Origin of the sequence: Methylomonas rhizoryzae (assembly GCF_008632455.1) — a bacterium.
Taxonomy (GTDB): Bacteria; Pseudomonadota; Gammaproteobacteria; order Methylococcales; family Methylomonadaceae; genus Methylomonas; species Methylomonas rhizoryzae.
The window spans coordinates 2,432,863-2,454,359 of sequence record NZ_CP043929.1 but is presented as its reverse complement, the minus strand read 5'-3'; the positions used below and the strand labels follow the sequence as shown (position 1 = coordinate 2,454,359).

The 21,497-nt window shown below is 49.9% G+C and carries 20 protein-coding genes; 13 read left to right on the top strand and 7 right to left on the bottom strand.

What is annotated here, in order from left to right:
* Positions 1 to 106 precede the first annotated feature (106 nt).
* Positions 107 to 514, top strand: coding sequence for a DUF2750 domain-containing protein (locus F1E05_RS10970; protein ID WP_232056630.1), 408 nt, complete (start codon positions 107 to 109; stop codon positions 512 to 514).
* A gap of 13 nt (positions 515 to 527) precedes the next feature.
* On the opposite strand, the gene F1E05_RS10965 is transcribed toward F1E05_RS10970, so the two are convergent.
* From F1E05_RS10965 to F1E05_RS10955, 3 genes are read right to left on the bottom strand one after another with little or no spacing between them, the layout of a single operon-like run.
* Complete coding sequence (locus tag F1E05_RS10965; protein ID WP_150051942.1) at positions 528 to 1,919, bottom strand: sigma-54-dependent transcriptional regulator; 1,392 nt, start codon at positions 1,917 to 1,919, stop codon at positions 528 to 530.
* Between the two features lie 9 nt (positions 1,920 to 1,928).
* Positions 1,929 to 3,431 (bottom strand): sensor histidine kinase, encoded by a 1,503-nt coding sequence (locus F1E05_RS10960; RefSeq protein ID WP_232056629.1) that lies wholly within the window; start codon positions 3,429 to 3,431, stop codon positions 1,929 to 1,931.
* A 4-nt stretch (positions 3,432 to 3,435) separates the two neighbouring features.
* Entirely contained in the window at positions 3,436 to 5,082 is a 1,647-nt protein-coding gene (locus F1E05_RS10955) for a SulP family inorganic anion transporter (protein WP_150048386.1), read from the bottom strand.
* Between F1E05_RS10955 and F1E05_RS10950 the strand changes: the two genes are divergently transcribed.
* Genes F1E05_RS10950 through corA form a run of 4 tightly spaced genes read left to right on the top strand, consistent with a single transcriptional unit; the run spans position 5,081 to position 10,897 of the window.
* Entirely contained in the window at positions 5,081 to 5,362 is a 282-nt protein-coding gene (locus F1E05_RS10950; protein ID WP_150048384.1) for a hypothetical protein, read from the top strand. The genes F1E05_RS10955 and F1E05_RS10950 overlap by 2 nt on opposite strands.
* 42 nt (positions 5,363 to 5,404) lie before the next feature.
* Positions 5,405 to 7,960, top strand: coding sequence for a YbcC family protein (locus F1E05_RS10945; protein WP_150048382.1), 2,556 nt, complete (start codon positions 5,405 to 5,407; stop codon positions 7,958 to 7,960).
* Positions 7,957 to 9,849 carry a proton-conducting transporter transmembrane domain-containing protein gene (locus F1E05_RS10940; RefSeq protein WP_150048380.1) on the top strand — a complete coding sequence of 631 codons (1,893 nt, stop codon included), beginning with the start codon at positions 7,957 to 7,959 and terminating at the stop codon, positions 9,847 to 9,849. The genes F1E05_RS10945 and F1E05_RS10940 overlap by 4 nt, the downstream gene beginning before the upstream one ends.
* Before the next feature lie 58 nt (positions 9,850 to 9,907).
* On the top strand, positions 9,908 to 10,897 hold the full coding sequence (gene corA / locus F1E05_RS10935; protein ID WP_150048379.1) for a magnesium/cobalt transporter CorA: 990 nt from the start codon (positions 9,908 to 9,910) through the stop codon (positions 10,895 to 10,897).
* Between the two features lie 36 nt (positions 10,898 to 10,933).
* On the opposite strand, the gene F1E05_RS10930 is transcribed toward corA, so the two are convergent.
* Positions 10,934 to 11,611 carry a hypothetical protein gene (locus tag F1E05_RS10930; protein ID WP_150048377.1) on the bottom strand — a complete coding sequence of 226 codons (678 nt, stop codon included), beginning with the start codon at positions 11,609 to 11,611 and terminating at the stop codon, positions 10,934 to 10,936.
* 330 nt (positions 11,612 to 11,941) lie between these two features.
* On the opposite strand from F1E05_RS10930, the gene lepA reads away from it, so the two are divergent.
* The 8 genes from lepA to F1E05_RS10890 are packed head-to-tail and all read left to right on the top strand — an operon-like array spanning position 11,942 to position 18,745.
* Complete coding sequence (gene lepA, locus F1E05_RS10925; protein WP_150048375.1) at positions 11,942 to 13,741, top strand: translation elongation factor 4; 1,800 nt, start codon at positions 11,942 to 11,944, stop codon at positions 13,739 to 13,741.
* Positions 13,742 to 13,753: 12 nt separating this feature from the next.
* On the top strand, positions 13,754 to 14,530 hold the full coding sequence (gene lepB, locus F1E05_RS10920; RefSeq protein ID WP_150048373.1) for a signal peptidase I: 777 nt from the start codon (positions 13,754 to 13,756) through the stop codon (positions 14,528 to 14,530).
* Positions 14,531 to 14,561: 31 nt separating this feature from the next.
* Positions 14,562 to 14,939, top strand: coding sequence for a DUF4845 domain-containing protein (locus F1E05_RS10915; RefSeq protein ID WP_150048372.1), 378 nt, complete (start codon positions 14,562 to 14,564; stop codon positions 14,937 to 14,939).
* Positions 14,936 to 15,619 carry a ribonuclease III gene (gene rnc, locus F1E05_RS10910; RefSeq protein WP_150048370.1) on the top strand — a complete coding sequence of 228 codons (684 nt, stop codon included), beginning with the start codon at positions 14,936 to 14,938 and terminating at the stop codon, positions 15,617 to 15,619. The genes F1E05_RS10915 and rnc overlap by 4 nt, the downstream gene beginning before the upstream one ends.
* On the top strand, positions 15,616 to 16,503 hold the full coding sequence (gene era / locus F1E05_RS10905) for a GTPase Era (RefSeq protein ID WP_150048368.1): 888 nt from the start codon (positions 15,616 to 15,618) through the stop codon (positions 16,501 to 16,503). Before rnc ends, era begins: the two co-directional genes overlap by 4 nt.
* 5 nt (positions 16,504 to 16,508) lie before the next feature.
* Positions 16,509 to 17,204, top strand: coding sequence for a DNA repair protein RecO (gene recO / locus F1E05_RS10900; RefSeq protein WP_150048366.1), 696 nt, complete (start codon positions 16,509 to 16,511; stop codon positions 17,202 to 17,204).
* 31 nt (positions 17,205 to 17,235) lie between these two features.
* Complete coding sequence (pdxJ, locus tag F1E05_RS10895) at positions 17,236 to 17,997, top strand: pyridoxine 5'-phosphate synthase (protein WP_150048364.1); 762 nt, start codon at positions 17,236 to 17,238, stop codon at positions 17,995 to 17,997.
* 4 nt (positions 17,998 to 18,001) lie between these two features.
* The gene (locus tag F1E05_RS10890) at positions 18,002 to 18,745 is read left to right on the top strand and encodes a PP2C family protein-serine/threonine phosphatase (protein WP_150048362.1); all 744 of its coding nucleotides are present in this window, start codon (positions 18,002 to 18,004) and stop codon (positions 18,743 to 18,745) included.
* 65 nt (positions 18,746 to 18,810) lie between these two features.
* Here the strand turns inward: F1E05_RS10890 and F1E05_RS10885 are convergent, their stop codons facing one another.
* The 3 genes from F1E05_RS10885 to F1E05_RS10875 form a co-directional block, all read right to left on the bottom strand.
* On the bottom strand, positions 18,811 to 19,767 hold the full coding sequence (locus F1E05_RS10885) for a sigma-54 interaction domain-containing protein (RefSeq protein WP_150048360.1): 957 nt from the start codon (positions 19,765 to 19,767) through the stop codon (positions 18,811 to 18,813).
* Between the two features lie 10 nt (positions 19,768 to 19,777).
* Positions 19,778 to 20,503, bottom strand: a complete 726-nt coding sequence (locus F1E05_RS10880) for a sulfite exporter TauE/SafE family protein (RefSeq protein WP_150048358.1) — start codon at positions 20,501 to 20,503, stop codon at positions 19,778 to 19,780.
* A gap of 74 nt (positions 20,504 to 20,577) precedes the next feature.
* Positions 20,578 to 21,495, bottom strand: a complete 918-nt coding sequence (locus F1E05_RS10875) for a diguanylate cyclase (RefSeq protein WP_150048356.1) — start codon at positions 21,493 to 21,495, stop codon at positions 20,578 to 20,580.
* Between the last annotated feature and the right edge of the window lie 2 nt (positions 21,496 to 21,497).

Genomic DNA, 21,497 nt, shown 5'->3' with positions numbered 1-21,497 from the left:
TAAAAAATAGGTTTAAATTTCAAATAGATGCATCGATTATGCCTTGTTAATGAGCGTGGTGTAATTTTTGCTGAATGATAGTTTTAAAGCTTATAGAGGAAGACTTATGCGCTACGAACCTCATACGGATGAAATCGCCGCCATTCCTTCCATGTCGGATGACGATTTGTTGGAATATTTTTTATATCGGATATTCGAAACCGACGAAGTGTGGGGTTTGAAAGACGGGCCGAACTGGATTACCCGCGAAGTAGACGGTTGTGAAACTCAGCCGGTATGGCCTTACAAGTGGTTTGCGGAACAAGCCGCCAGCGGGGAATGGGCCGATCTGCCGGCGGTCGCGAATTCTATCGACTATTTCGTCTACAACATTTTGCAGCGTCTGGTACAGCAGCAAATCAGCGTGGAAATCATGCCGCGCGCTAACGGACGCGGTTGTTTGATCAGTCCGCGGCGCTTGTTCGGCATGCTGGAAAACATGATGGAATCGCGCGACTTTACCGTCGGCGATTGAAGCGGCGCTATCTTTAAAACTTACATTTCAAATGATATTTCTGCACGCGGTAGCGTAGGGTCTCGCGGGTGGTGCCCAGCATGCGCGCCGCGGCGGTAACGTTGGCATCGGTGCGGTTCAAGGCTTCTTGAATGATGAATTTTTCCATCTCGTGTAAGCTCAAGCTGCCGTCCAGCGGTATGAACAAGCCTTCTTGGGTCGCGCTCATAGCATGATTGCCCGGGGTTTGCAGGCTTTGCAATTGCAGCCATTCGGCGGGCAATTTATTATCGGCGGCCAACAACACACAACGTTCCAGTACGTTGCGCAGCTCGCGGATGTTGCCGGGCCAATCGTAGCGTTTGATCAATTGCCAAGCCGTGTCGGGTATTAGCGACACCGATTTGGCCGACTTGCGATTGCATTCGGCAACGAATTGCGGCACCAATTGTTCTAAATCCTGTTTGCGCTCGCGTAGAGCCGGTACTTTCACGTTGACCACGTTCAAGCGATGATACAAATCCCGTCTGAACAAGCCGGCGTTGACTTTTTCCACTAAGTCCAAATTAGTGGCGGCGATGATTTGCACGTCGACGCTGATTTCGGTTTCGCCGCCCAAGCGGCGTATGCGCAGATCTTCGACCGCTTTCAACAACTTGCTTTGCAAATCCAAATCCATTTCGCCGATTTCGTCCAAAAACAAAGTGCCGGTATGGGCTTGTTCGAACAAGCCGCGATGGCGTTTTTTGGCGCCGGTGAAGGCGCCGGATTCGTAACCGAACAATTCCGCTTCCAACAGCTCGCGCGGCAGGGCGGCACAATTGATTTCCACCAGCGGGGCCTGGGCGCGCGCGCCGGAATAATGCAGGATGCGGGCTATCATGCCCTTGCCGGTGCCGGTTTCTCCGCTGACGATCAAACTGGAAAACGGTACTTTGACGATTTGTCGCAACATCGCCCGCAATTGCAGCATGGCCGGGCTATCGCCGATCAAGCTATCGATTTTATAGTGGCCGTGCTGGGACTCGGCTTGTTGCTGCAGGCGGCGCTGGGCACGGGCGCTACGTGCCGCACCTTCCACCAAGAGGTTCAATCTATCCAACGAACAGGGTTTTTCGATGAAGTCGTAGGCGCCTAACCGCACCGCTCTTACCGAATCGGCCACGCTACCGTAACCGGTTAAAAACACCCACTCGCTGCTGTCGATTTCCGGTTTGAGCTTTTCCAGTAAGTCCAAGGCATTGCCGTCCGGCAAACTCATGTCCGATAACACCACCAGCGGGTCTATGCTTTGATCACGAAAGAAATTTTCGGCTTGCTGTAGCGTGGCTACCACGCTGACCTCCCAGTCGGCTTTGCGAAAATAGCGCGCCAATTCGGCGGCGAGCAGATTTTCGTCTTCGATGATCAGCAGTGTATTAGTCATCATAAGCAATTAAGCCGGCACCAAAGGTAGAGTCAAGGCAATGCGGGCGTGACCTGCGGGCGTGTTTTCCAATTTCAGCGTCCCGTGGTTTTCGCGAACGAAGCGTTGCACCATCACTAAGCCCAAACCGCTGCCTTTTTCTTTAAGACTTACGAACGGGCGTATGCCTTGTTGCAATATATCGCTTGTGAAGCCGCCGCCGGTATCGGTGACAGCCAAGGAAAATTGCCGGCCGGCCTGAGAAATTTCCACCGTAATCGTACCGGCACGCTCGCCTATAGCTTGTACGGCGTTTTGCAGCAAATTCAGCAACACTTGTCTGAATTCGGTTTCCGGCAGGGTCGCCACGCTGTCGAATCGGCATTGAATGTCGAAAATAATAGTGTCCGGCACCTGGTAACTCAATAAGCTGGTTATTTCTTTAACGATCTGCCGGATGTTTAAAGGCTGGGCCGCTTCGCTGCTTTTACGGGCGTTGCTGAGCAAGTCGTTCAAATGTTTGGTCAGACGGTTGACTTCCTGATGCAGCAGGCCGATGCGCTCGCGCATGTCGGGATCGGCGGTTTCGCTCTGCATGTTTTCCAAAGCCAGCTGAATGATGGCTAAAGGATTGCGCAATTCGTGCGCGGTACTGGCCGCCATTTCGGTCAGGGCCGCCAAACGTTCGGCCTTGGCCAGGCGCTGGCTCTGTTCCAGTAATTCGTGGCTGGTTTTACGCACTTGGGTTTCCAAACGATTGGTATAGGTCAGATGAGCTTGTTCCAGTTCGATAAGATGGGCGACCAGCAGGTTGTAACGTTCGAACAAATCGCGAATGACCGGATCGGACGTTTTCAGCGCTATCGGTTTTTTAACGCCTTCCGCCAAACCGGACAGCAAATGCCGTAGCGCGTGTAAGGGCTCCAGGACGTTGGTGCGGAAGAAATAATGTCCGACCCAGAACAATAGCAGCGGCAGCGCCACCGCCAACTCCAACTCCAATTGGCTATTGTCTTCAATGCTGATCAGCAGCTTTTCCTCTTCTTCGGTTTGTTGATCCAAGGCTTTTTGTATCAGGTTGACCGTGTCTATCAGGGCGTCGGAATCGCCTTTGAACGCTTTGGCGAATTTGTCTTGCAAGTCGTGTAAATCGACCGGCACGCTGAAATGGGCGCCGTTGAAATTGCGTAACAAGTCCACCAGGTGCGCTTCTACATCGGCGATTTCCTCCGCCGTACCGTGATTGCTGCTCTGGTGCATCGCCAGTTTGGCCTGCAGCTGCAATAGCTCGAAAATGGTTTGTTGTAGTCTATGGCCTTTGCCGATGTCGGTCTCTATTTTGTTGATGCGCTGGTGATTTAACCAAGTCAGTCTGCCTATGGCTAACAGCTCGCCCAATACCAATATCCCCATGATCAGAGTAACGAAGATGATCGGTCTGAGCAGTAATTGCAACATGGTCGGATTCGCCTTGAAGTCGGGATGCGGCGGACGCGGGCTGAGCCTCTCGCGTCCGGCATAAGATAATGGCATAAAATCAGCTGTTGGATTTACGCCGTGCCGCCAAATGATGGTCGGAGAACCGCTCGTGGTTGTGCAGGCCGACGATTTCGCAATAACCGCCGGCGTGTTTGTAGTCTTCGCTGAAGTGGTGGATGAATTCCATGACGGTATGATCGATTAAATCGGTATCGCTCAAATCGAAATACACTTTTTGCCGTTTGGGAAAATCGGCCAATAAGCTCTTTAAACTGATGAAATTGGAAAATACCGCCGCACCGCTCACCGTAATGTGGTAGGTATCCCGATCGGTTTGCTTGACGTGGTATGCCAGCGAAAACACGTTGTGCCATTTCAAACCGCGCAGCAAGTGAATGAGCAATTCGGCGACGATGCCGACGCCGACGCCGATCAGCAGGTCGGTGGCCAGTACGCCGATGATGGTTACCACGAATACCGTAAAATGATCGATCCCGACTTGCAAGGTTTTGGCGAATTCTTTCGGCGAAGCCAAACGGAAACCGGTGAAGACCAGTAAGGCAGCCAGGGAGGATAGTGGAATTTCGTGAATCAAGCGTGGAAACAAGGCGACGAAGATCAGCAAAAACAAACCGTGAAAAAAATTGGCCCAAGCGGTTTTGGCACCGTTGTTGATGTTGGCCGAGCTACGGACGATTTCGGCGATCATAGGCAGACCGCCGAGTAAACCGGCCAGCAAGTTACCGGTACCGACCGCAGTCAAGTCGCGGTTCAAGTTGGAATTGCGTTTGTAAGGATCCAGTTTGTCGACGGCCGCGGCGCTCAGCAAACTTTCCAGACTACCGACCAGCCAGATAGTGATCACGGCTATCGCAAACTCCGGAGTCGCCATCGCGGAAAAATCGGGAAAGTAAAAGCCGGCCATAAAATGCTCGGGTACCGAAACCAAAAAGGCGGGACCTATGCTGTATTCGTGATGCGGCAGAAATTCGGTGTCCGGTAAAAACAAATATTTGTGCTCGTGATCCAAATCGAAAAATTGCCCCAGCGCCAAACCGATAATCACGACCAATATCGGCGCCGGAATCATTTTCAAACGTTTGTTTTTCAGCAAAGACCAAACGATCAACAAACCCAGGCCGATTAAGCCGATTGAAGATACTTCGGGGTTCATCTCGACCAAGGAATGCGGAATTTCGGCTATGGTCCCCAGCAGGGATTTCGCTTGCGGTTTGACGCCCAGCAACACGTGGATTTGCTTGGCCATGATGATGATGCCGATAGCGGCCAACATGCCGTGAACCACGGAGGTTGGGAAAAAGGCGCTCAATTTACCGGCTTTGAATAAGCCCAACAAGATTTGCAACACGCTGGCCACTACGATAGCCGCTAGGGTGTAGCGGTAGCCCGTCATCGCGTCGCCGTGGCCTAACGACTGCACGGCGTCCAAGATTACCACGATCAAACCCGCAGCCGGGCCATTGATGGTTACGTACGAACCGCTGATGCGGGACACGATCAAGCCGCCGATTACCGCGCTGATGATGCCGGCCATTGGCGGAAAACCTGAAGCCATGGCAATTCCCAGGCAAAGCGGCAACGCGATCAAGAAAACCAAAAAGCCCGACAGCAAATCGCTACGCCAGTTTTCCACCAATCCGGGTAGTCCGGTCTTGGGGGTAGTAGCCGAAGAAGATGGTTGCATGATGAATCTCGATGGGATTGAAAACTCCAAAACAGCCATTTCCATGCCAGTTCATTGGAAGGTCGCCGTCGCCCGGTTTATTGGCAACGAACTGCTCGTTGTGGTGGCTGGAATCGAGTATTCCAGGCACCGGCGGGGTAATTCAACCAATGGGCCCGGTTTATTTGAGCCGAATGCAAGGCTGGGGCTTTCATGCCTCCGGGTGAAATTTCATGCCATCCGGCGTGGCAGCACGAGTTTACGTGTTGGCATAGGCAGTGCTGTAACAGTATCGTTTTAGCAGACTCTTGTGCTGCATTGATTCAGGAGTTTAATTGACTGTATGACCCCACATCATTCGCAAGGCGGCACTTTCGATTTGGATGCCGCTATAGAGCACATCGCTCATTGGCTGCCTACCCAAGGACCGATCAAAGATTTCATTCACCACAACACCTTGCATGCCGTGCAACATTTGCCGTTCCATAACGGCGTTGCGGTCGCGGCCAAGGTTTTCGGAGCCTTTAGCTATCTGCCCTTGCAGGATTATCAACAGCGCTACCGGCAAGGCCGCATCCATCCTGCGTCGTTGGATTGGGCGATTGCACAGGCCGGCATATCCGAAAACACGGCTGCGGCGTTCAAGCAAACACTGTTTGTTGAAGATAAAACCAGCCATTATCCGCCGATTTCGCTGGCTAACAACGGTTTGCGCAACGCTTGGACCAACCGGCTGGAGCTGGATTTGAACGCCTTGGTCCACCCCATTGTGTTTCGTTTGTTGGCCAATTTTTTGGATCAAGGGATTAGCCGTTGGGTACTGCCTAAAGAAGACGAGAGCTTTTGGGAATGTGTCGCCCGGTTAGCGCTGAATAGTTTAATCCCGTTGGTGCCGTTTCATCGCTCCGGCGCGCGTGAATTGTTGTCGGGTAACCCGGAGCAAGCAATAAGGATGTGCCTGGAGACCATGGTAGGAGACGAATCGCTTTACACCCAATATTTATTGGAGGTACTGCTCGCTCATCCCGGCTGGTCCGGCATGGTCCGGATCATAGAAACCAACCCTCAGGTATTGCTGGCTGTGCGGAGCATTTCGCTGAAACAGTTGTTAGCAGTTGAATTGATTGCCGAATTGGCGTTTGTATCTCAAAAGAAACACCGGATCATGCCGGTTTGTCGATTGGTGGAACTTCAAAGCACACCCTTGCTCAACGAAACATATTTAGCCCCTGAAGTGCCTTTGAAATTGCGGGTTTGGCACGAGGCGATGGAATGGACGTTGCACCTCGAGCTGTTAGCCGCGATGCAACGCCAACAGGGGACGGAAATTCCGGTTAAGACGCCGAGCGTACAAGCGATATTCTGTATAGACGACAGGGAATGTTCGCTGCGCCGCTATTTGGAGGAAATCGACCCGCAACTGGAAACCTTTGGTGCCCCCGGATTTTTCGGCATAGACTTTTTGTATCAGGGCCTCGACGATGTTTATCCGGTGGCACAATGCCCGGTAGTGGTCAAACCGCGGCATTTGATTAAAGAGTCCGGGTTGCACGGCCGGAACTCAAAAGATGCGCAGCAAACTATGGCCGATATGCATTTTTCCGCGCATTCGCTGGCGCGCGGTTGGCTTTACACGCAAACCTTGGGCTTGGCATATGCCGCGCGCATGGCCTGGAACGTATTTAAACCGGCCACCCAATTGCCCGGTATTCCGAAGCTTAGCGAGGTTGGCGCGCACGGTCGCTTGCATTTGTTGCGCGAATCCGACGAAACCAATGAACAAGGTTATTTACTGGGATTTTCTCTTGAGGAAATGGCTGACAAAGTGGGCGGCCAACTGCGTAATATTGGCTTGACCAAGCATTTCGCCGAGTGGGTGGTCGCCGTCGCACACGGTTCCAGTAGCGTCAACAACCCGCATTTTGCGGCCTACGACTGCGGCGCCTGCTCAGGCAAACCCGGCGCGCCCAATGCCAGAGCATTCGCCTGGATGGCCAACCAGCCGCAGGTGCGTGACTTATTACGCGAGCAGGGCATAGATATTCCGGCTAGCACGTATTTTATCGCCGCCATGCACAATACCAGCCGGGACGAAATCGTTTATTTCGACGAACCGGTGTCGGATAGCGCTACGCATAAACGTTTTCACGACTTTCAGCACAGCATGCACAAAGCGCTTCAGCGTAATGCCCGCGAACGTTGCCGCTGGTTCGAATTAGGTCCGCGCTCGCCGGATAACGAGCAAGCCCATCGACACGTACTCGAACGCTCGGCGTCTATTTTCGAGCCTAGGCCTGAATTAAACCATTCCAACAATTTATACGCTGTCGTGGGGCGGCGCAGCCTGACCAGGCAGCTATTTATGGATAGGCGGGCGTTTTTACAGTCATATGACCCGGATTCGGACTCAAACGGCGAAATTTTGGCGGGAATTTTATCGGCGGTTTTCCCTGTATGCGGCGGCATTAATCTGGAATATTTGTTTTCGCGCATCGATAACTCGGTTTACGGCGCCGGAACCAAGTTGCCGCATAACGTGATCGGCCTTTTGGGCGTGGCTAACGGTGTGGAGGGGGATTTGCGTACCGGCTTGCCGTCGCAAATGATAGAAGTTCACGAACCGGCGCGCTTGTTGTTGGTGGTGGAACAGCAAAGCCGTATTGTCGATTTGGCGCTTGCCAAGATCGGCGATTTGCGCCAATGGGTAGACAACGAATGGATGCGTTTGACGGTCTGCGAACCCGGTTCCCATCAGTTGAAGCTTTACCGCAGCGGCGCTTGGCAACCTATCGACATACCCGTGGATTGGTCGGTACCTGCCGGCAAAAAGTCGGAGAAAATTATAGCCGGCCGATCGCGTACCATTCCGGTACATCAATTGTCCGGGAGAGCCGGATGAGCGGGTTATTGCTGAGCAGCATATTGCTGCCTTTGTTGGGGTTGATAGCCATGTTTTTCAGCGACGGACGGGAACACAAGATCGCTAGGATCACTGTGTGGATCACGCGCCTGAAAGGCGTTAGCGTGCTTGCCTTAATAGCGTGCTGGGCCGCTTCGGGTTTTACCAGTTTCGAATACCAATGGTTTGTGTTGTACCGGCAGGACAACTATCAGTTTCCGATTCTGTTTTATTTGGATAAAGTCAGTGCTGCTTATTTGTTTTGCGTCTGGGCAATCTTTTCCATCATCGTCAAGTATTGCCGGGTTTATATGCATAGAGATACCGGCTATAGGCGGTTTTTCCAAACCATCTTCGGTTTCGCCTTCGGCTTGAACGTCATCGTGTTGTCCGGCAGCATAGACATGTTATTCGCCGGCTGGGAAGTGGTCGGCATCTCCTCGTTTTTGTTGATTGCGTTTTATCGTCACCGTTGGCAACCGGTGCGCAATGCGTTACGCGCCTATACCATTTACCGGTTTTGCGATGTCGGTTTGCTGATGGGCGCCTGGATGAGTCATTTGCTGTTCCACGAAAGCCAGCATTTCAGCCAAATTGCCGGCTTGTTCAATCATCCCGTCGCCGATCCGGCCGGTTACGCGGCGCTATCCTTGCTTTCTTGTCTGATTATCTTGGCTGCGTCCGGAAAATCCGCACAGTTTCCGTTCTGCTTTTGGTTGCCGCGCGCTATGGAAGGACCGACCCCATCCAGCGCCATTTTCTACGGTGCTCTGTCTATTCACTTGGGCGTGTTTTTATTGCTGAGAACCATGCCGATTTGGAGCTACCACTATTTAACCCGCTTAATGGTTTTTGCGATAGGGATGCTGACGGTGCTGATAGCCGGCGTGTCAGAGCGGGCACAATCGAATATCAAAGGGCAAGTCGCTTACGCTTCGATTGCACAGGTGGGCTTGATGTTTGTCGAATTGTCGTTCGGTCTGGAGAATTTGGTGCTATTGCATTTTATGAGTAATGCCTTCCTGCGTTGTTATCAATTGCTGGTTTCGCCGTCTATCGTCGCGCACTTGTTACGGGTGGAAGGCGCGGTGAATGGCGATTTTTACATCAAAGACCCGCAACGCTTGGAGTATCTACCCAGCTCGCTACGGCAGGTGCTGCCCGAAGTGCTGCAAAATAGCCTGTACGTATTCGCTTTGCAGGAAGGGCTGTTGGAACACCTGATCAGAAAGATTTGCTGGGAACCGTTAAAAAACCTCGGCTCGGCAATGAACCGGTTGAGTATCCGGGTTAGATGTTTGATAGGCGCGGCCTTATTGGTTTGGCTGATGATCGCGGTTTTTGAAACCAGCCCCGTTGCCGGTACGTATTTGTCGATGCCGGTTTCGCTGCTGATGGTATTGGTTTCCACCAGCGCCTTCAGTCAGAAGCATCATCCATTCAAGGTATGGAATAATGTTGCCATCAGCAGCATGCTGGCTGCGCTGGCCGTGTGGCTGATGGTACCCAGTGCGCTGGGGGATATTGCGCTGTTTTTAAGCGGGATCGTGCCCAGTTGGTTGCTGGGGTTAATCGTCATGGAGCGGATGTTGAGGGGCGACGATTTTTCCCATTCCTCGTTTCGGTTTCGGGCATTCGCGGAAATCAAACCCGGCCTTTCGTTGTTGTTGTTTCTAAGCTTTTTAGGATTGGTCGGTTTTCCGATTACTCCGGCGTTTTTGGGCGAAGACTTGTTGCTATCGCATGCCAGTGGTCAACATCCTTGGTTTGCCCTGCCTATCACAATAGCGTTCGTCGTTAACGGCATCGCGGCCGCACGGGTTTATATGCGCTTGTGTATGGGGCGGCCGGTGGAAGTCACGGAGTTTAAAGTAGCCGAGAAAAACTAAGCAATTGCACTGCCGGACGCGGCTTAAATTTGAATTTTGCGGTATTTTGGAGTAAGGGATGGCGAAAAGCTTAGATAACGACTTGATATTAAAAGGCGCAGCCTATCGGTACGGAAACTATGCCGGCACGGTTGATATGGACAATCTGGAAGAAGTGTTCTCGCAAGCGGACCACTTCGTTTGGTTGGGATTACGGGAATCCAATCCGCGTATCTTGAGTGAAATTCAACGGGTGTTCGGCTTACACGAGTTAGCCGTGGAAGATGCGCATTCCGCCCATCAACGCCCCAAACTGGAGGAGTACGGCGATTCCTTGTTCATCGTATTGCATACCGCCGTATTGGGGCAGCAGGAAATCGAATACGGCGAAACGCATTTTTTCGTCGGCCAGAGATTTTTAGTAACGGTAAGGCACGGTGCTTCCGTCAGTCACAACAAGGTCAGAGCTCGTTGCGAAGCCTCGCCGCATCAGCTGGCCAAAGGCCCCGGCTTCGCCTTGTATGCAATCATGGATTTTATCGTCGATAACTACACGCCGGTGCTGGATGGTCTGCAAGCCCGTTTCGATGCGCTCGAATCCGCCATCTTCGCCCATAAACCCAGCCGGCAAACATTGGAAGGTTTGTATGCGTTGAAGCGGGAATTGATACGGATGCAAGGCGTCATCATGCCGGTGATCGATATTTGCAATGCCTTGGTTCATACCCATGATCTGGCGGTACATAAAGACGTGCGCTTGTATTTCCGTGACATCGGCGACCACATCAATCGGATAGACCGGGCGATAGACGGCATGTTGGAAATGTTGGTTGCCGCCATGCAAGTGCATTTAACCTTCGAAACCGTACGCCAAAACGAAGTGGTAAAACGTTTGGCCGGTTGGGGCGCAATTCTGGCAATCCCGACCATGGTGTTCAGTCTTTACGGCATGAATTTCCAGCATATGCCGGAATTGCAGTGGGAATACGGTTATCCTGCGATATTGGGCGGCGTGTCCGTCGGCAGCTTATTGCTTTATTGGCGTTTAAAGCGATCGGGCTGGCTCTAAGACAGCTGAATGCCAGCCTAGCCGATCGCATGGATATCAGTCTTTCGCTGTAATGCGGCTGTTCCACAGTTCGAAAGTCTCGCCGTTTTTAGTGACGGATTTGGTTTTCACTTTGCAGATGCCGGTAAATGTTGCGCTTATTTCCTTACCGTCGATGGTTAAGGTTGCCGTTTCGTTTAGTTCGGTGCCGTCGCCTTGCTGATCGCATAGATCGGACAAGATTCGGTAGCCGTACGAGTCGTTGTCGTTGTTGAGGCTGCTGCCGAAGACCTTCAGTACCGCACCTTTGTTGTTGGCATTAAACTGTATCGTTGCATGGCGGACCAATTTAATTTTGTTGCATTCGGCGTCTATGCAGCGTTCGGTCGTTTCGGTCCAACGACTCACCAGTTTGCTGCCATTGGCGCTAAAACGATCGGCATTTGCCATGCTGGAAGAGAAGACAAAGTCAGCCAAGGCTATTTCTATCGTCGACTCTTCGCTGATTTGAGCGGGCGTTAATTCGGCGTTTTGCAAATCCTGCCCGGAAATTTTTGCGACCAAATTGTATTGCCCCCGGGTCTCTATGCTGCACACTTTTTCCCCGTCGACCTTGCCGCATTTGAGTTTGTCTTTCAGTGATTCGGTCAACACCGCGGCGTTGGCGGAGACCGATGACAGGCCAAGCATCATAGATAATAGTGTTGCGATTCGTTTGGAAGCCAATTGATTCATAGCGTTACCTGTTACAGTTGATAAAGTTTCAGCACGATAAACCATTCCAAGCGTTTTGCTTGTGCGATGGTACGGATTTTTATGTTTTGATGATTGCAGGAAGCTTATCAAATTGATTTGCCTTGTTAAAACACCCGGTTTCCAACGTTCCGGGATGCGTGCTAAAAAGGAAATAATTGACGCGGCTAGTTGCTTGTATATCTCATGAGAAATACAATGGTTGATTGCGCTCGAACGGAATATTCGAGTAATGCCGGTAGAATATCGGCATGGACGTGGATTACTCGTTCGGTATCGATTTCCTTATCTAAAGTCTCATAAGTATCTTAAGTGGATCAAAAACACATCAGAAATTTTTCGATCATTGCCCATATCGATCACGGGAAATCGACATTGGCCGACCGGTTCATTCAAATTTGCGGAGGATTGAGCGATAGAGAAATGGAGGCCCAGGTTTTGGATTCCATGGACATCGAGCGGGAACGCGGTATTACCATTAAAGCCCAAAGTGTAACCTTGGATTATTGCGCGCAAGACGGCGAAACTTACCAGCTTAATTTTATCGATACTCCGGGCCATGTAGATTTTTCTTACGAAGTGTCCCGTTCGTTAGCCGCCTGCGAAGGCGCGTTATTGGTGGTAGACGCCGCTCAAGGGGTAGAAGCGCAAAGCGTCGCTAACTGCTATACCGCTATCGAGCAAGGATTGGAAGTCGTTCCGGTCTTGAATAAAATCGATTTACCATCGGCTGAGCCGGAAAGAGTCATCGAGGAAATCGAAAACGTTATCGGTATTCCGGCCGACGACGCTTGCCAAATCAGCGCAAAAACCGGTCTGAACGTACATTCGGTTTTGGAACAACTGATACAAAAGATTCCGCCGCCCGCCGGCGATGAGACCAAACCCTTGCAAGCCTTGATTATCGACTCTTGGTTCGATAATTACTTGGGAGTGGTTTCGTTGGTGCGGATAATGCACGGTGCTTTGAAGCGAAAACAAAAAATCACGGTCATGTCAACCGGTAAGTCTTATTTAGTCGAGAAACTAGGGGTATTCACCCCCAAGCAAATCGAAAAACCGGCATTGCTAAGCGGTGAGGTTGGTTTTGTCATTGCCGGCATTAAAGACATTTTCGGTGCGCCGGTCGGCGACACTATTACCTTAACCGATAATCCGGCTACCGATGCACTGCCCGGTTTCGAAAAAGTCCAGCCTAGAGTGTTCGCCGGTTTATATCCGGTGAGTTCCGACGATTTTGTCGCAATGCGCGAAGCCCTGGATAAATTGCGTTTGAACGATTCGGCACTGAATTACGAGCCGGAAACCTCCCAAGCCTTGGGTTTCGGTTTCCGTTGCGGCTTTTTGGGCATGCTGCACATGGAAATCGTACAAGAACGTTTAGAACGCGAATACGACATCGATTTGATCACCACGGCACCGACTGTGGTCTATGAAGTGGAAACGCATAACGGCGAGATCGTCATGGTGGACAATCCGGCCAAACTTCCGGATGTCGGAACCATCACCGAAGTGCGCGAACCGATCATTCTGGCAAACATTTTGGTTCCGCAAGCCTATTTGGGTAACGTCATTAATCTGTGCATAGAAAAGCGCGGCATGCAAAAAAATATGCAATACGTCGGCAGCCAAGTGTCATTGAGCTATGAGTTGCCGTTAAGCGAAGTGGTGTTGGATTTTTTCGATCGATTGAAATCGGTTAGCCGCGGCTACGCCTCGTTCGATTATGAGTTTTTACGTTTCGATGCGGCACCGTTGGTTAAATTGGATGTTTTGATAAACGGCGATAAAGTCGATGCCTTATCCATCATCGTGCACCGCGATCAAAGCCAAAACCGCGGACGCGATTTGGTCGAAAAGATGAAAGATTTAATCCCTAGGCAAATGTACGAGGTGGCGATTCAGGCGGCCATAGGCTCGAAGATCATCGCGCGTTCGACCGTTAAGGCGATGCGTAAAAACGTCACCGCAAAATGTTATGGGGGCGATATTACCCGTAAGAAAAAACTATTGGAAAAACAAAAAGCCGGTAAAAAACGCATGAAGCAGGTCGGCAGTATCGAAATTCCGCAAGAAGCGTTTTTGGCGGTATTGCAAGTTAATAAAGACTAAAGGCAACGAGTTATGGACCACGATTTTTCGTTTTATCTGGTGGTGGCCACCTTTGTCACCGGAGCGGTATGGGGGGGATATTATGTATATCTGAAAGCCAATAGAAAATCTTATCCGACCGATAACGAACCCATTTTGGTCGAATATGCCCGCTCGTTTTTTCCGGTCGTCTTGTTCGTATTGTTGTTGCGCTCGTTTTTGGTTGAACCGTTCAGAATTCCTTCCGGCTCCATGATGCCTACGTTACTGGTAGGGGATTTTATTCTGGTGAATAAATTCAGCTACGGCATCAGGCTACCGGTATTGAACGACAAAATCGTCGAACTGGGCGAGCCGCAACGCGGCGATATCGTGGTATTCCGCTATCCTAAACAACCTAGCATCGACTACATTAAAAGGGTGATAGGTTTGCCCGGAGATAGAGTCGCATATTTCGAAAAAAAGCTTTATGTCAATGGCGAATTGATCAGCCAGACCCCCATAGGCCGCTATCAAGGCGTGGGGCAAGGTAGAAGCATGACCGGTGCCCAAGAATTGCGTGAAAATTTGGCCGGCGTCGAGCATTCGATTTTAATCAATTCCGGCGTGTCTTCGGTAGAAGATGTGTTCGTCGTACCGGACGGGCACTACTTCATGATGGGGGACAACAGGGACAATAGCAACGATAGCCGATATTGGGGTACGGTCCCCGAAGCGAATTTAGTCGGCAAGGCCTTTTTTATCTGGATGAACTGGGACTGGGAGAATAACGGTATTGCATTTAATCGACTCGGTACAGTATTACGCTAATAACAACTAACAACCATTCGGGGGCTGCACCATGTTTTCTCATATCAAATCACAGCGCGGGCTGACCTTTATTTCGCTGGTGTTTTTGTTATGTTTAATCGGTTTCTTTACTTTATTGATCCTAAAAATCGCCCCTCTTTACATCAATAACAGCAAAGTTTCCAATGCGGTCGAAGCCTTGAAAAAAACTCCGGACATCGCTAGCCAGTCCAGAAATCAGATATTAGATAGTTTACATAAACGCTTTAATTTGAATTATGTCGAATATGTAACCGACGACGATATTACCTTAATCGCTCAACCCGGTTATGTAAAGTTAGACATCGAATACGAACGTGTGGAACCCATATTCGGCAACCTGAGTGTGTTGGTGGAGTTTCACGAAGGCTTTGAAGCAGGAGACCAGTGATAAAGCATCCGGAATTATTAGCCCAAAAACTGGGTTTAGTATTTCGTCAACCTTTGCTGTTTAAAACGGCGTTGACCCACCGTAGCGCCGGGGCACAAAACAACGAACGTCTGGAATATCTAGGCGATTCCGTCCTCGGTTTCGTCATCGCAGAGTGGCTCTATTCCCAATTTCCAGGTGCAGGAGAAGGGGTATTAAGTCGATTGCGGGCGAGTTTGGTCAATCAAACCTCATTGGCCGAATTGGCGCGCCAACATCATTTAGGCGACTATCTAATATTGGGTTCCGGGGAATTAAAAAGCGGCGGTTTTCGCCGGGATTCCATATTATCCGACGCCTTGGAAGCCATCATCGGCGCGTTGCTGCTGGATCAAGGTATAGACGTGTGCCGCCATTGGGTACTCGAATTGTTTGCGGAAAAGTTTTCCAATATAAAATTGGACAGTTGGAACAAAGATCCGAAAACTCGCCTGCAAGAATTGATGCAAGCTCGCAGAAAGGAGTTACCGATTTACGAATTGGTGAGTATGACCGGTGCGGACCACGCGCAAACTTTCGAGGTCAAATGCCGGGTGGCTATTTGCGAACAAACGACTAGCGGCACGGGAATATCGCGCAAAAGGGCGGAACAAGCCGCCGCCGAGAGCATGTTAATTTTATTGGATCAAAAAAACGCATGAATTGCGGATATGTTGCATTAATCGGTAGACCGAATGTCGGCAAATCTACCCTAATGAATCATTTGCTGGGGCAGAAACTCAGCATTACCTCCAGAAAACCGCAAACCACCCGACACCGAATTCTCGGCATTAAAACTACCGACCTGGGCCAGGCAATATTTGTAGATACCCCGGGTATGCACGGCGATGAAAAAAAGGCACTTAATCGCTATCTAAATAAAGCGGCGGATAGCACTTTGTTAGGCGTTGACCTAGTGGTTTGGTTGTTAGATGGTGCGTTTTGGCACGACTACGACGAGCGTATTTTTCAGAAGCTGCACAATGCCGACATACCCGTTATTTTGGCGATCAACAAAATCGACAAATTGAAAGACAAAACGGAGCTCATGGAATTTCTTGCGACTGCTGCCCAAAAATATCCATTCCGCCATATCGTTCCGATTTCCGCGTTAAAGGACAAACAACTCGATGTGTTGGAACAATATATTATGAGTTTGTTGCCTGAAGCCGATTTGATTTTTCCTGCCGATCAAATTACCGACAGGTCTGAGCGCTTTTTTGTTGCGGAAATCATTCGCGAAAAACTGACCCGCCGGTTAGGCGATGAGTTACCTTACTCCTTGACTGTTGATATTGAGCTCTATGAAGATTTTGAGGAACTCAGTAAAATTTATGCCAATATTTGGGTCGAGCGCAGCAGTCAAAAAAGTATTGTCATCGGCAAACAAGGCGAAATGTTAAAGAAAATCGGCACGGATGCCCGAATCGATATCGAGCGCTTGCTGGGTCATAAGGTCTTTTTACAGCTATGGGTCAAGGTCAAAAAAGGCTGGTCGGATAGCGAGCGGGCCTTGCACAATCTTGGGTTTTCGGACAATCAATAACGCCAATGTCGGCTTTTGCGGTTTATTTGCAGCCCGCTTTTATACTCCATCAACGTTCTTATCGGGAAACCAGCGTATTCATCGAGTTATTTACCCGAGATTACGGCATTATTTCGGTGTTGGCTAAAGGCGTACGCAAACCCAAGTCCAAATTTGCCGGCGTTTTAATGCCTTTCTCGCTCTTAAATATCTCTTTTTTGGATAAACATGAAGTGAAACTATTAACGGACGTAGAGTTGGCTTGCCGCTATGAGCTTAGGCAGTTATCGCTTTACTGTGGATTTTATTTAAACGAGTTGCTGCAGAAATTATTGTATCCGCATGATCCATACCCCGAAGTATTTATTAATTATCGCAATTGTATCGATCATTTAACCGGTAACAATGCGGTCGAAGAGATTTTGAGGTATTTCGAATTAGACTTGCTTGAGGCGCTCGGTTACGGAATGTTGCCGGAAGCCGCCGTTTCTAGTAGTCAAGCGAGCGAACGCTACCGTTTTCATGGTGATCAAGGGTTGATCCAGGACGCACAGGGCTGTATCAGTATGCAAACTCTTAGAGCTTTGAATAACAGGCAAGCGCTTAGTCTCGTGCAGCTACAAGAAACCAAGACGCTGTGTCGGCAGGTGCTGGATTATTATTTGCTTGGAAAGCAATTGAAAAGCAGGGAAGTTTTAGCGCAAATGATAAAGTTCATGTAATTGCGGTTTAGCGAATTAATAATGGAGAAAAGTGAATAACTTACCGACTGCAAATAAACAAACCGTGTTGTTAGGGGTTAACATTGATCACGTCGCAACACTCAGGCAGGCGCGCGGAACACGTTACCCGGAGCCGATACAAGCCGCGTTGATTGCCGAGCAGGCGGGAGCCGACGGGATCACGGCCCATCTACGCGAAGACAGGCGGCACATTCAAGACAGGGATATATTGTTACTTAAGCAAACTCTGCAAACTAAATTAAATTTAGAGATGGCAGTGACGGACGCCATGGTCGATTTTGCTGTCCGGATAAAACCTCAAGCCTGTTGCTTGGTACCGGAACGGCGCGAAGAGTTGACCACTGAAGGTGGTTTGGATGTGGTGTCCGTTTTACCTAAAATGCAGGATGTTTGCGGCTTGCTGGCCGATGCGGGTATAGCGGTTTCCTTGTTTATCGATCCGGAGTTAGCCCAAATAGACGCTACGATACAAGTCGGAGCACCCGTCATCGAATTGCACACCGGTCGTTTTGCCGATGCAGAAACACCGTTTTTACAGGAGCAAGAACTGGAGCGTATCAGACGTGCTGCGGAATACGCTCATCAAGCCGGCTTACAAGTCAACGCCGGCCACGGCTTGAATGTATACAACGTAGAAGCGATCTGTAAAATCCCCTCTATCGTCGAATTAAACATCGGTCACTCTATCATTGCCCAATCGGTATTCAGCGGTTTGGCGCAAGCGGTAAAGGATATGAAGAAAATAATGCGGGCAGCGCGTGCCGAGTCATAGCACGATGCAGGAAGTTCTTGAATTTTATCAATTGACTTCCGCGGGAGACAGATCTGTCAATCAAGACTGTATGGCCCATCGTGTTTGCTCCGATTATGCGGTGTTTATCGTTGCAGACGGGCTGGGTGGTCATCAAGCGGGCGAAAAAGCATCGCAGTATTTTTGTCGTTCCGTTTTATCCTTGGCGGCAAGCTTTCAACCGCGAATAGCCGAGGACATTCAAACAGTTTTTGGTGCTTGGATGAATGCTGCGGCGTCCGGCATGCGCAAACTATTTGCCGATGATAACCTTGCCGCCGACGCGCATACCACCTGTGCGATATTGTATTTGGACGACGCGCGCACCGTTACCGCGCATTGTGGGGATTCGCGTATCTATCGATTAACACCGGACAAAATAGTATGGCGCAGTAGAGACCATTCGAGGATTCAGCAACTTTACGAAGAGGGTAAGTTGACCGGCTGGGAAATGGGTGTGCATCCGGAACAAAACCGGCTAACTCGCAGCATCAATGCGTTAACTCCGCCTTATGTAGACGTTGAACAGTTCCAGCCTATTCTGCCGGGTGAAACTTTCATTTTATGTAGCGACGGATTTTGGGAGTCCATTAAAGAATCTGAGTTATTGCAGTTGGCGCAGCCTTCGAGCGGTAAGGCGGAACTCAGAAAATTGGCACAATTGGCAATTTTACGCTCGCAAGGGCGCAGCGATAATTGTACGGTGCAGTGGATCAGAAGGAAGAATTAAGGCTTGTTTGTGACAAGCCTGGCCGGAGGCAGGTCTTAGACCCGTAATCCGATTTTGATCAACGGCTAATGCGTTGCTAAGCCGTGTTTTTGAATCCGGTAAAGCAGGGTGTCTCTGGAGATTCCCAATAGACGTGCGGATTTACTGCGATTGCCGTTGGTTCTAGCCAAGGCCTGATGGATCATGTTGGCTTCCAGCTCATCCAATTGAATGCCCATTTCCGGCAATTTGAAGTTAGTAGTTGCGGGTACTGAAACTGAATTGGTGAATTCGTGCGGTAAATTTTCTGGTTCAATCATCCGTCCCGCTAACAATATGCTCAGGCGCTCGCACAGATTGCGTAATTCTCTGACGTTACCGGGCCAAGAATAGCTTTTCAAGGTCTTTAATGCCTGTTTACTGAATGTAGGCGCATCTAAAGAATGGGTTTTAGCGAAGTGGCTAAAAAAATGTTTAGCTAGGGCATCGATATCTTCGCTGCGTTCGGACAAAGAGGGAAGTTCCAGAGGTACTACATTCAGCCGAAAATATAAGTCGCGTCTAAATTCCCCGGAATCGATCAGCGAGTTCAAATCGGCATTGGTAGCGGCAATAACCCTAACATCGACCCGATACGGTTTTGTTCCGCCAACCGGCATACATTCCCCGGACTCCAAGAAACGGAGCAATTTAGCTTGTATGGTGAGCGGTAAGGAGTTGATTTCGTCCAAAAATAAGGTGCCACCGTCCGCTGCTTGAAATAAACCCTGCTTGTCGGAAAACGCCCCTGTAAAAGCGCCTTTTTTGTGACCGAATATTTCCGATTCGACCAGTCCTTCCGGCAAAGCTGCGCAGTTGAGCGTGATAAAGGGTTTGTTTACCCGGTTGCTATCTTTTTGAATGGCGCTAGCTAACACTTCCTTTCCGGTACCGGTCTCCCCTTTTATCAATACCGTTACATCGGTCGCAGCTACCATGCGGGCACTGCGTATCAACGCTTCCAGAGCCGGAGATTGACCAATGATTGAACTGAAATGATCCACTGTAAACCCCTCAAAACGTCATAATGTGTTCGACACGCATTGGATTAAGCCAAGGGAAAGCGGCCAGTAGCGCGAATACGATAAATAAAATACCGACTACTCGCTTAAATAATTGAACTCTGGATATCCGCGCTAGCCACGAGGTCATTATACCGACTCCCACTACTGCAGGTAAAGTGCCGAGCCCAAATGCTAGCATAGTCATCGCGCTATGTAGAATGTTCCCTGTGGTGGCGGCCAAAGCCAGGGCGGTATAAATCAGTCCGCACGGCAACCATCCCCAAATCATGCCAAACAGTAATGCTTGGGTTTTGTTAGTCACAGGGATCATGCGTCTGCCGAAAGGTTCTATGAGCTTCCAAAACCGGGCACCCAATTTTTCTATGTAGGCAAAGCGCGGAAACCAGCCGCCGATATAAAGTCCCGCGCCGGTCATGATTAACGCGGATAACAGTTGCAACACGCGGTGCGCGTGACCTTGAGTAAAGGGCAAGGTCAAAAATGCTTCCAACGTTCCCACCACCGTACCGGCCAAGGCGTAGCTTGCGATTCGTCCTAAGTTGTAACTCAAAACGATGCTGAACAGGATGCGTTTGTTGCTGCGCAGCTCTTCGCTCAGGCTATAAGTCAATGTTCCTATAATGGAGCCGCACATGCCGATGCAGTGAAGACTGCTAAATAGCCCGATAATAAAAGCGGCTAAATAAGAGGCATTGAAATCGAGATAAAGATGCATAAGCCTTGTGTAGAAGGTATTTGAAACCGGCAGCTAGGATTATAGACAGGATTGTCAGGCAATCACGGCTAAAATCAAGCCATCCTGAAATGTCGTGCAACGCAATTGCGCCCGGAATGTTTAGCTTGATAGAGGGCTGCATCGGCGACTTGAAAGAGTTCGGCAGCATGTCCGTCGGAGTGGGGTTCAATCGTGCCCACTCCGATCGAAACACTTATATGCGGCAGCGGGCTGTTAACGGCGTGAGGAATTTTCAGGCGTTCCACTGCCAATCGATATTGTTCGGCCCTCATTATAGCCCCGTCGATGTCGGTATTCGGTAACAAGATTGCGAATTCCTCGCCCCCCAGGCGGGCAACTAAATCTCCCGGGCGTTGGGTGTGTACGGTTAAAGCACGCGCCACCCGTCGTAAGCAATCGTCGCCGATAGGATGTCCGTAATAGTCGTTAAATAATTTAAAAAAATCAATATCGAGTACTAACAAAGACAATCGCGTCCGCGTGCGTTGCGCTTGATTGAATTGCCGATCCAGTGCGACATCGAACGCGCGCCGGTTGGGAATTTCGGTCAAACCGTCCAGTGACGCGAGTTTCTCCAATAAATCGGTTTTTGCCTTCAGCTGTATTTGCGTTCTCACTCGGGCTAATACAATGGCGGGAGAAAATGGCTTGGTAATGTAATCGCTGCCGCCGATTTTAAATCCTTGTACTTCGTCCGCTTCCGAGCGTTTGGCTGTTAGAAAGATAACCGGAGTATTCCGGGTTTTATCGTCGGATTTTAGCAAATGGCATATGTCGAAGCCGTTTGCGTCGCCTAACATAATATCCAACAAAATCAAGTCCGGATTATGTTTTTGGGCAATGTGCACCGCTAAACTACCGGACGTGGCTACTTTCACCGTATAAAACGGCTCCAAAATATTTTTTATCAAATCCAAGTTTTCCGGGCTGTCGTCGACCGCCAAAATGGTATTGTCAGTTTTTTTATCCATGA

What these genes read in the sequence shown, in the direction of transcription:
- F1E05_RS10970 (WP_232056630.1), top strand. Translation starts at nt 107, where the DNA reads ATGCGCTACGAACCTCATACGGATGAAATCGCCGCCATTCCTTCCATG.
- F1E05_RS10965 (WP_150051942.1), bottom strand. Translation starts at nt 1,919, where the DNA reads ATGACTAATACACTGCTGATCATCGAAGACGAAAATCTGCTCGCCGCC.
- F1E05_RS10960 (WP_232056629.1), bottom strand. Translation starts at nt 3,431, where the DNA reads ATGCCATTATCTTATGCCGGACGCGAGAGGCTCAGCCCGCGTCCGCCG.
- F1E05_RS10950 (WP_150048384.1), top strand. Translation starts at nt 5,081, where the DNA reads ATGATGAATCTCGATGGGATTGAAAACTCCAAAACAGCCATTTCCATG.
- F1E05_RS10955 (WP_150048386.1), bottom strand. Translation starts at nt 5,082, where the DNA reads ATGCAACCATCTTCTTCGGCTACTACCCCCAAGACCGGACTACCCGGA.
- F1E05_RS10945 (WP_150048382.1), top strand. Translation starts at nt 5,405, where the DNA reads ATGACCCCACATCATTCGCAAGGCGGCACTTTCGATTTGGATGCCGCT.
- F1E05_RS10940 (WP_150048380.1), top strand. Translation starts at nt 7,957, where the DNA reads ATGAGCGGGTTATTGCTGAGCAGCATATTGCTGCCTTTGTTGGGGTTG.
- corA (WP_150048379.1), top strand. Translation starts at nt 9,908, where the DNA reads ATGGCGAAAAGCTTAGATAACGACTTGATATTAAAAGGCGCAGCCTAT.
- F1E05_RS10930 (WP_150048377.1), bottom strand. Translation starts at nt 11,611, where the DNA reads ATGAATCAATTGGCTTCCAAACGAATCGCAACACTATTATCTATGATG.
- lepB (WP_150048373.1), top strand. Translation starts at nt 13,754, where the DNA reads ATGGACCACGATTTTTCGTTTTATCTGGTGGTGGCCACCTTTGTCACC.
- F1E05_RS10915 (WP_150048372.1), top strand. Translation starts at nt 14,562, where the DNA reads ATGTTTTCTCATATCAAATCACAGCGCGGGCTGACCTTTATTTCGCTG.
- era (WP_150048368.1), top strand. Translation starts at nt 15,616, where the DNA reads ATGAATTGCGGATATGTTGCATTAATCGGTAGACCGAATGTCGGCAAA.
- recO (WP_150048366.1), top strand. Translation starts at nt 16,509, where the DNA reads ATGTCGGCTTTTGCGGTTTATTTGCAGCCCGCTTTTATACTCCATCAA.
- F1E05_RS10890 (WP_150048362.1), top strand. Translation starts at nt 18,002, where the DNA reads ATGCAGGAAGTTCTTGAATTTTATCAATTGACTTCCGCGGGAGACAGA.
- F1E05_RS10880 (WP_150048358.1), bottom strand. Translation starts at nt 20,503, where the DNA reads ATGCATCTTTATCTCGATTTCAATGCCTCTTATTTAGCCGCTTTTATT.
- F1E05_RS10875 (WP_150048356.1), bottom strand. Translation starts at nt 21,495, where the DNA reads ATGGATAAAAAAACTGACAATACCATTTTGGCGGTCGACGACAGCCCG.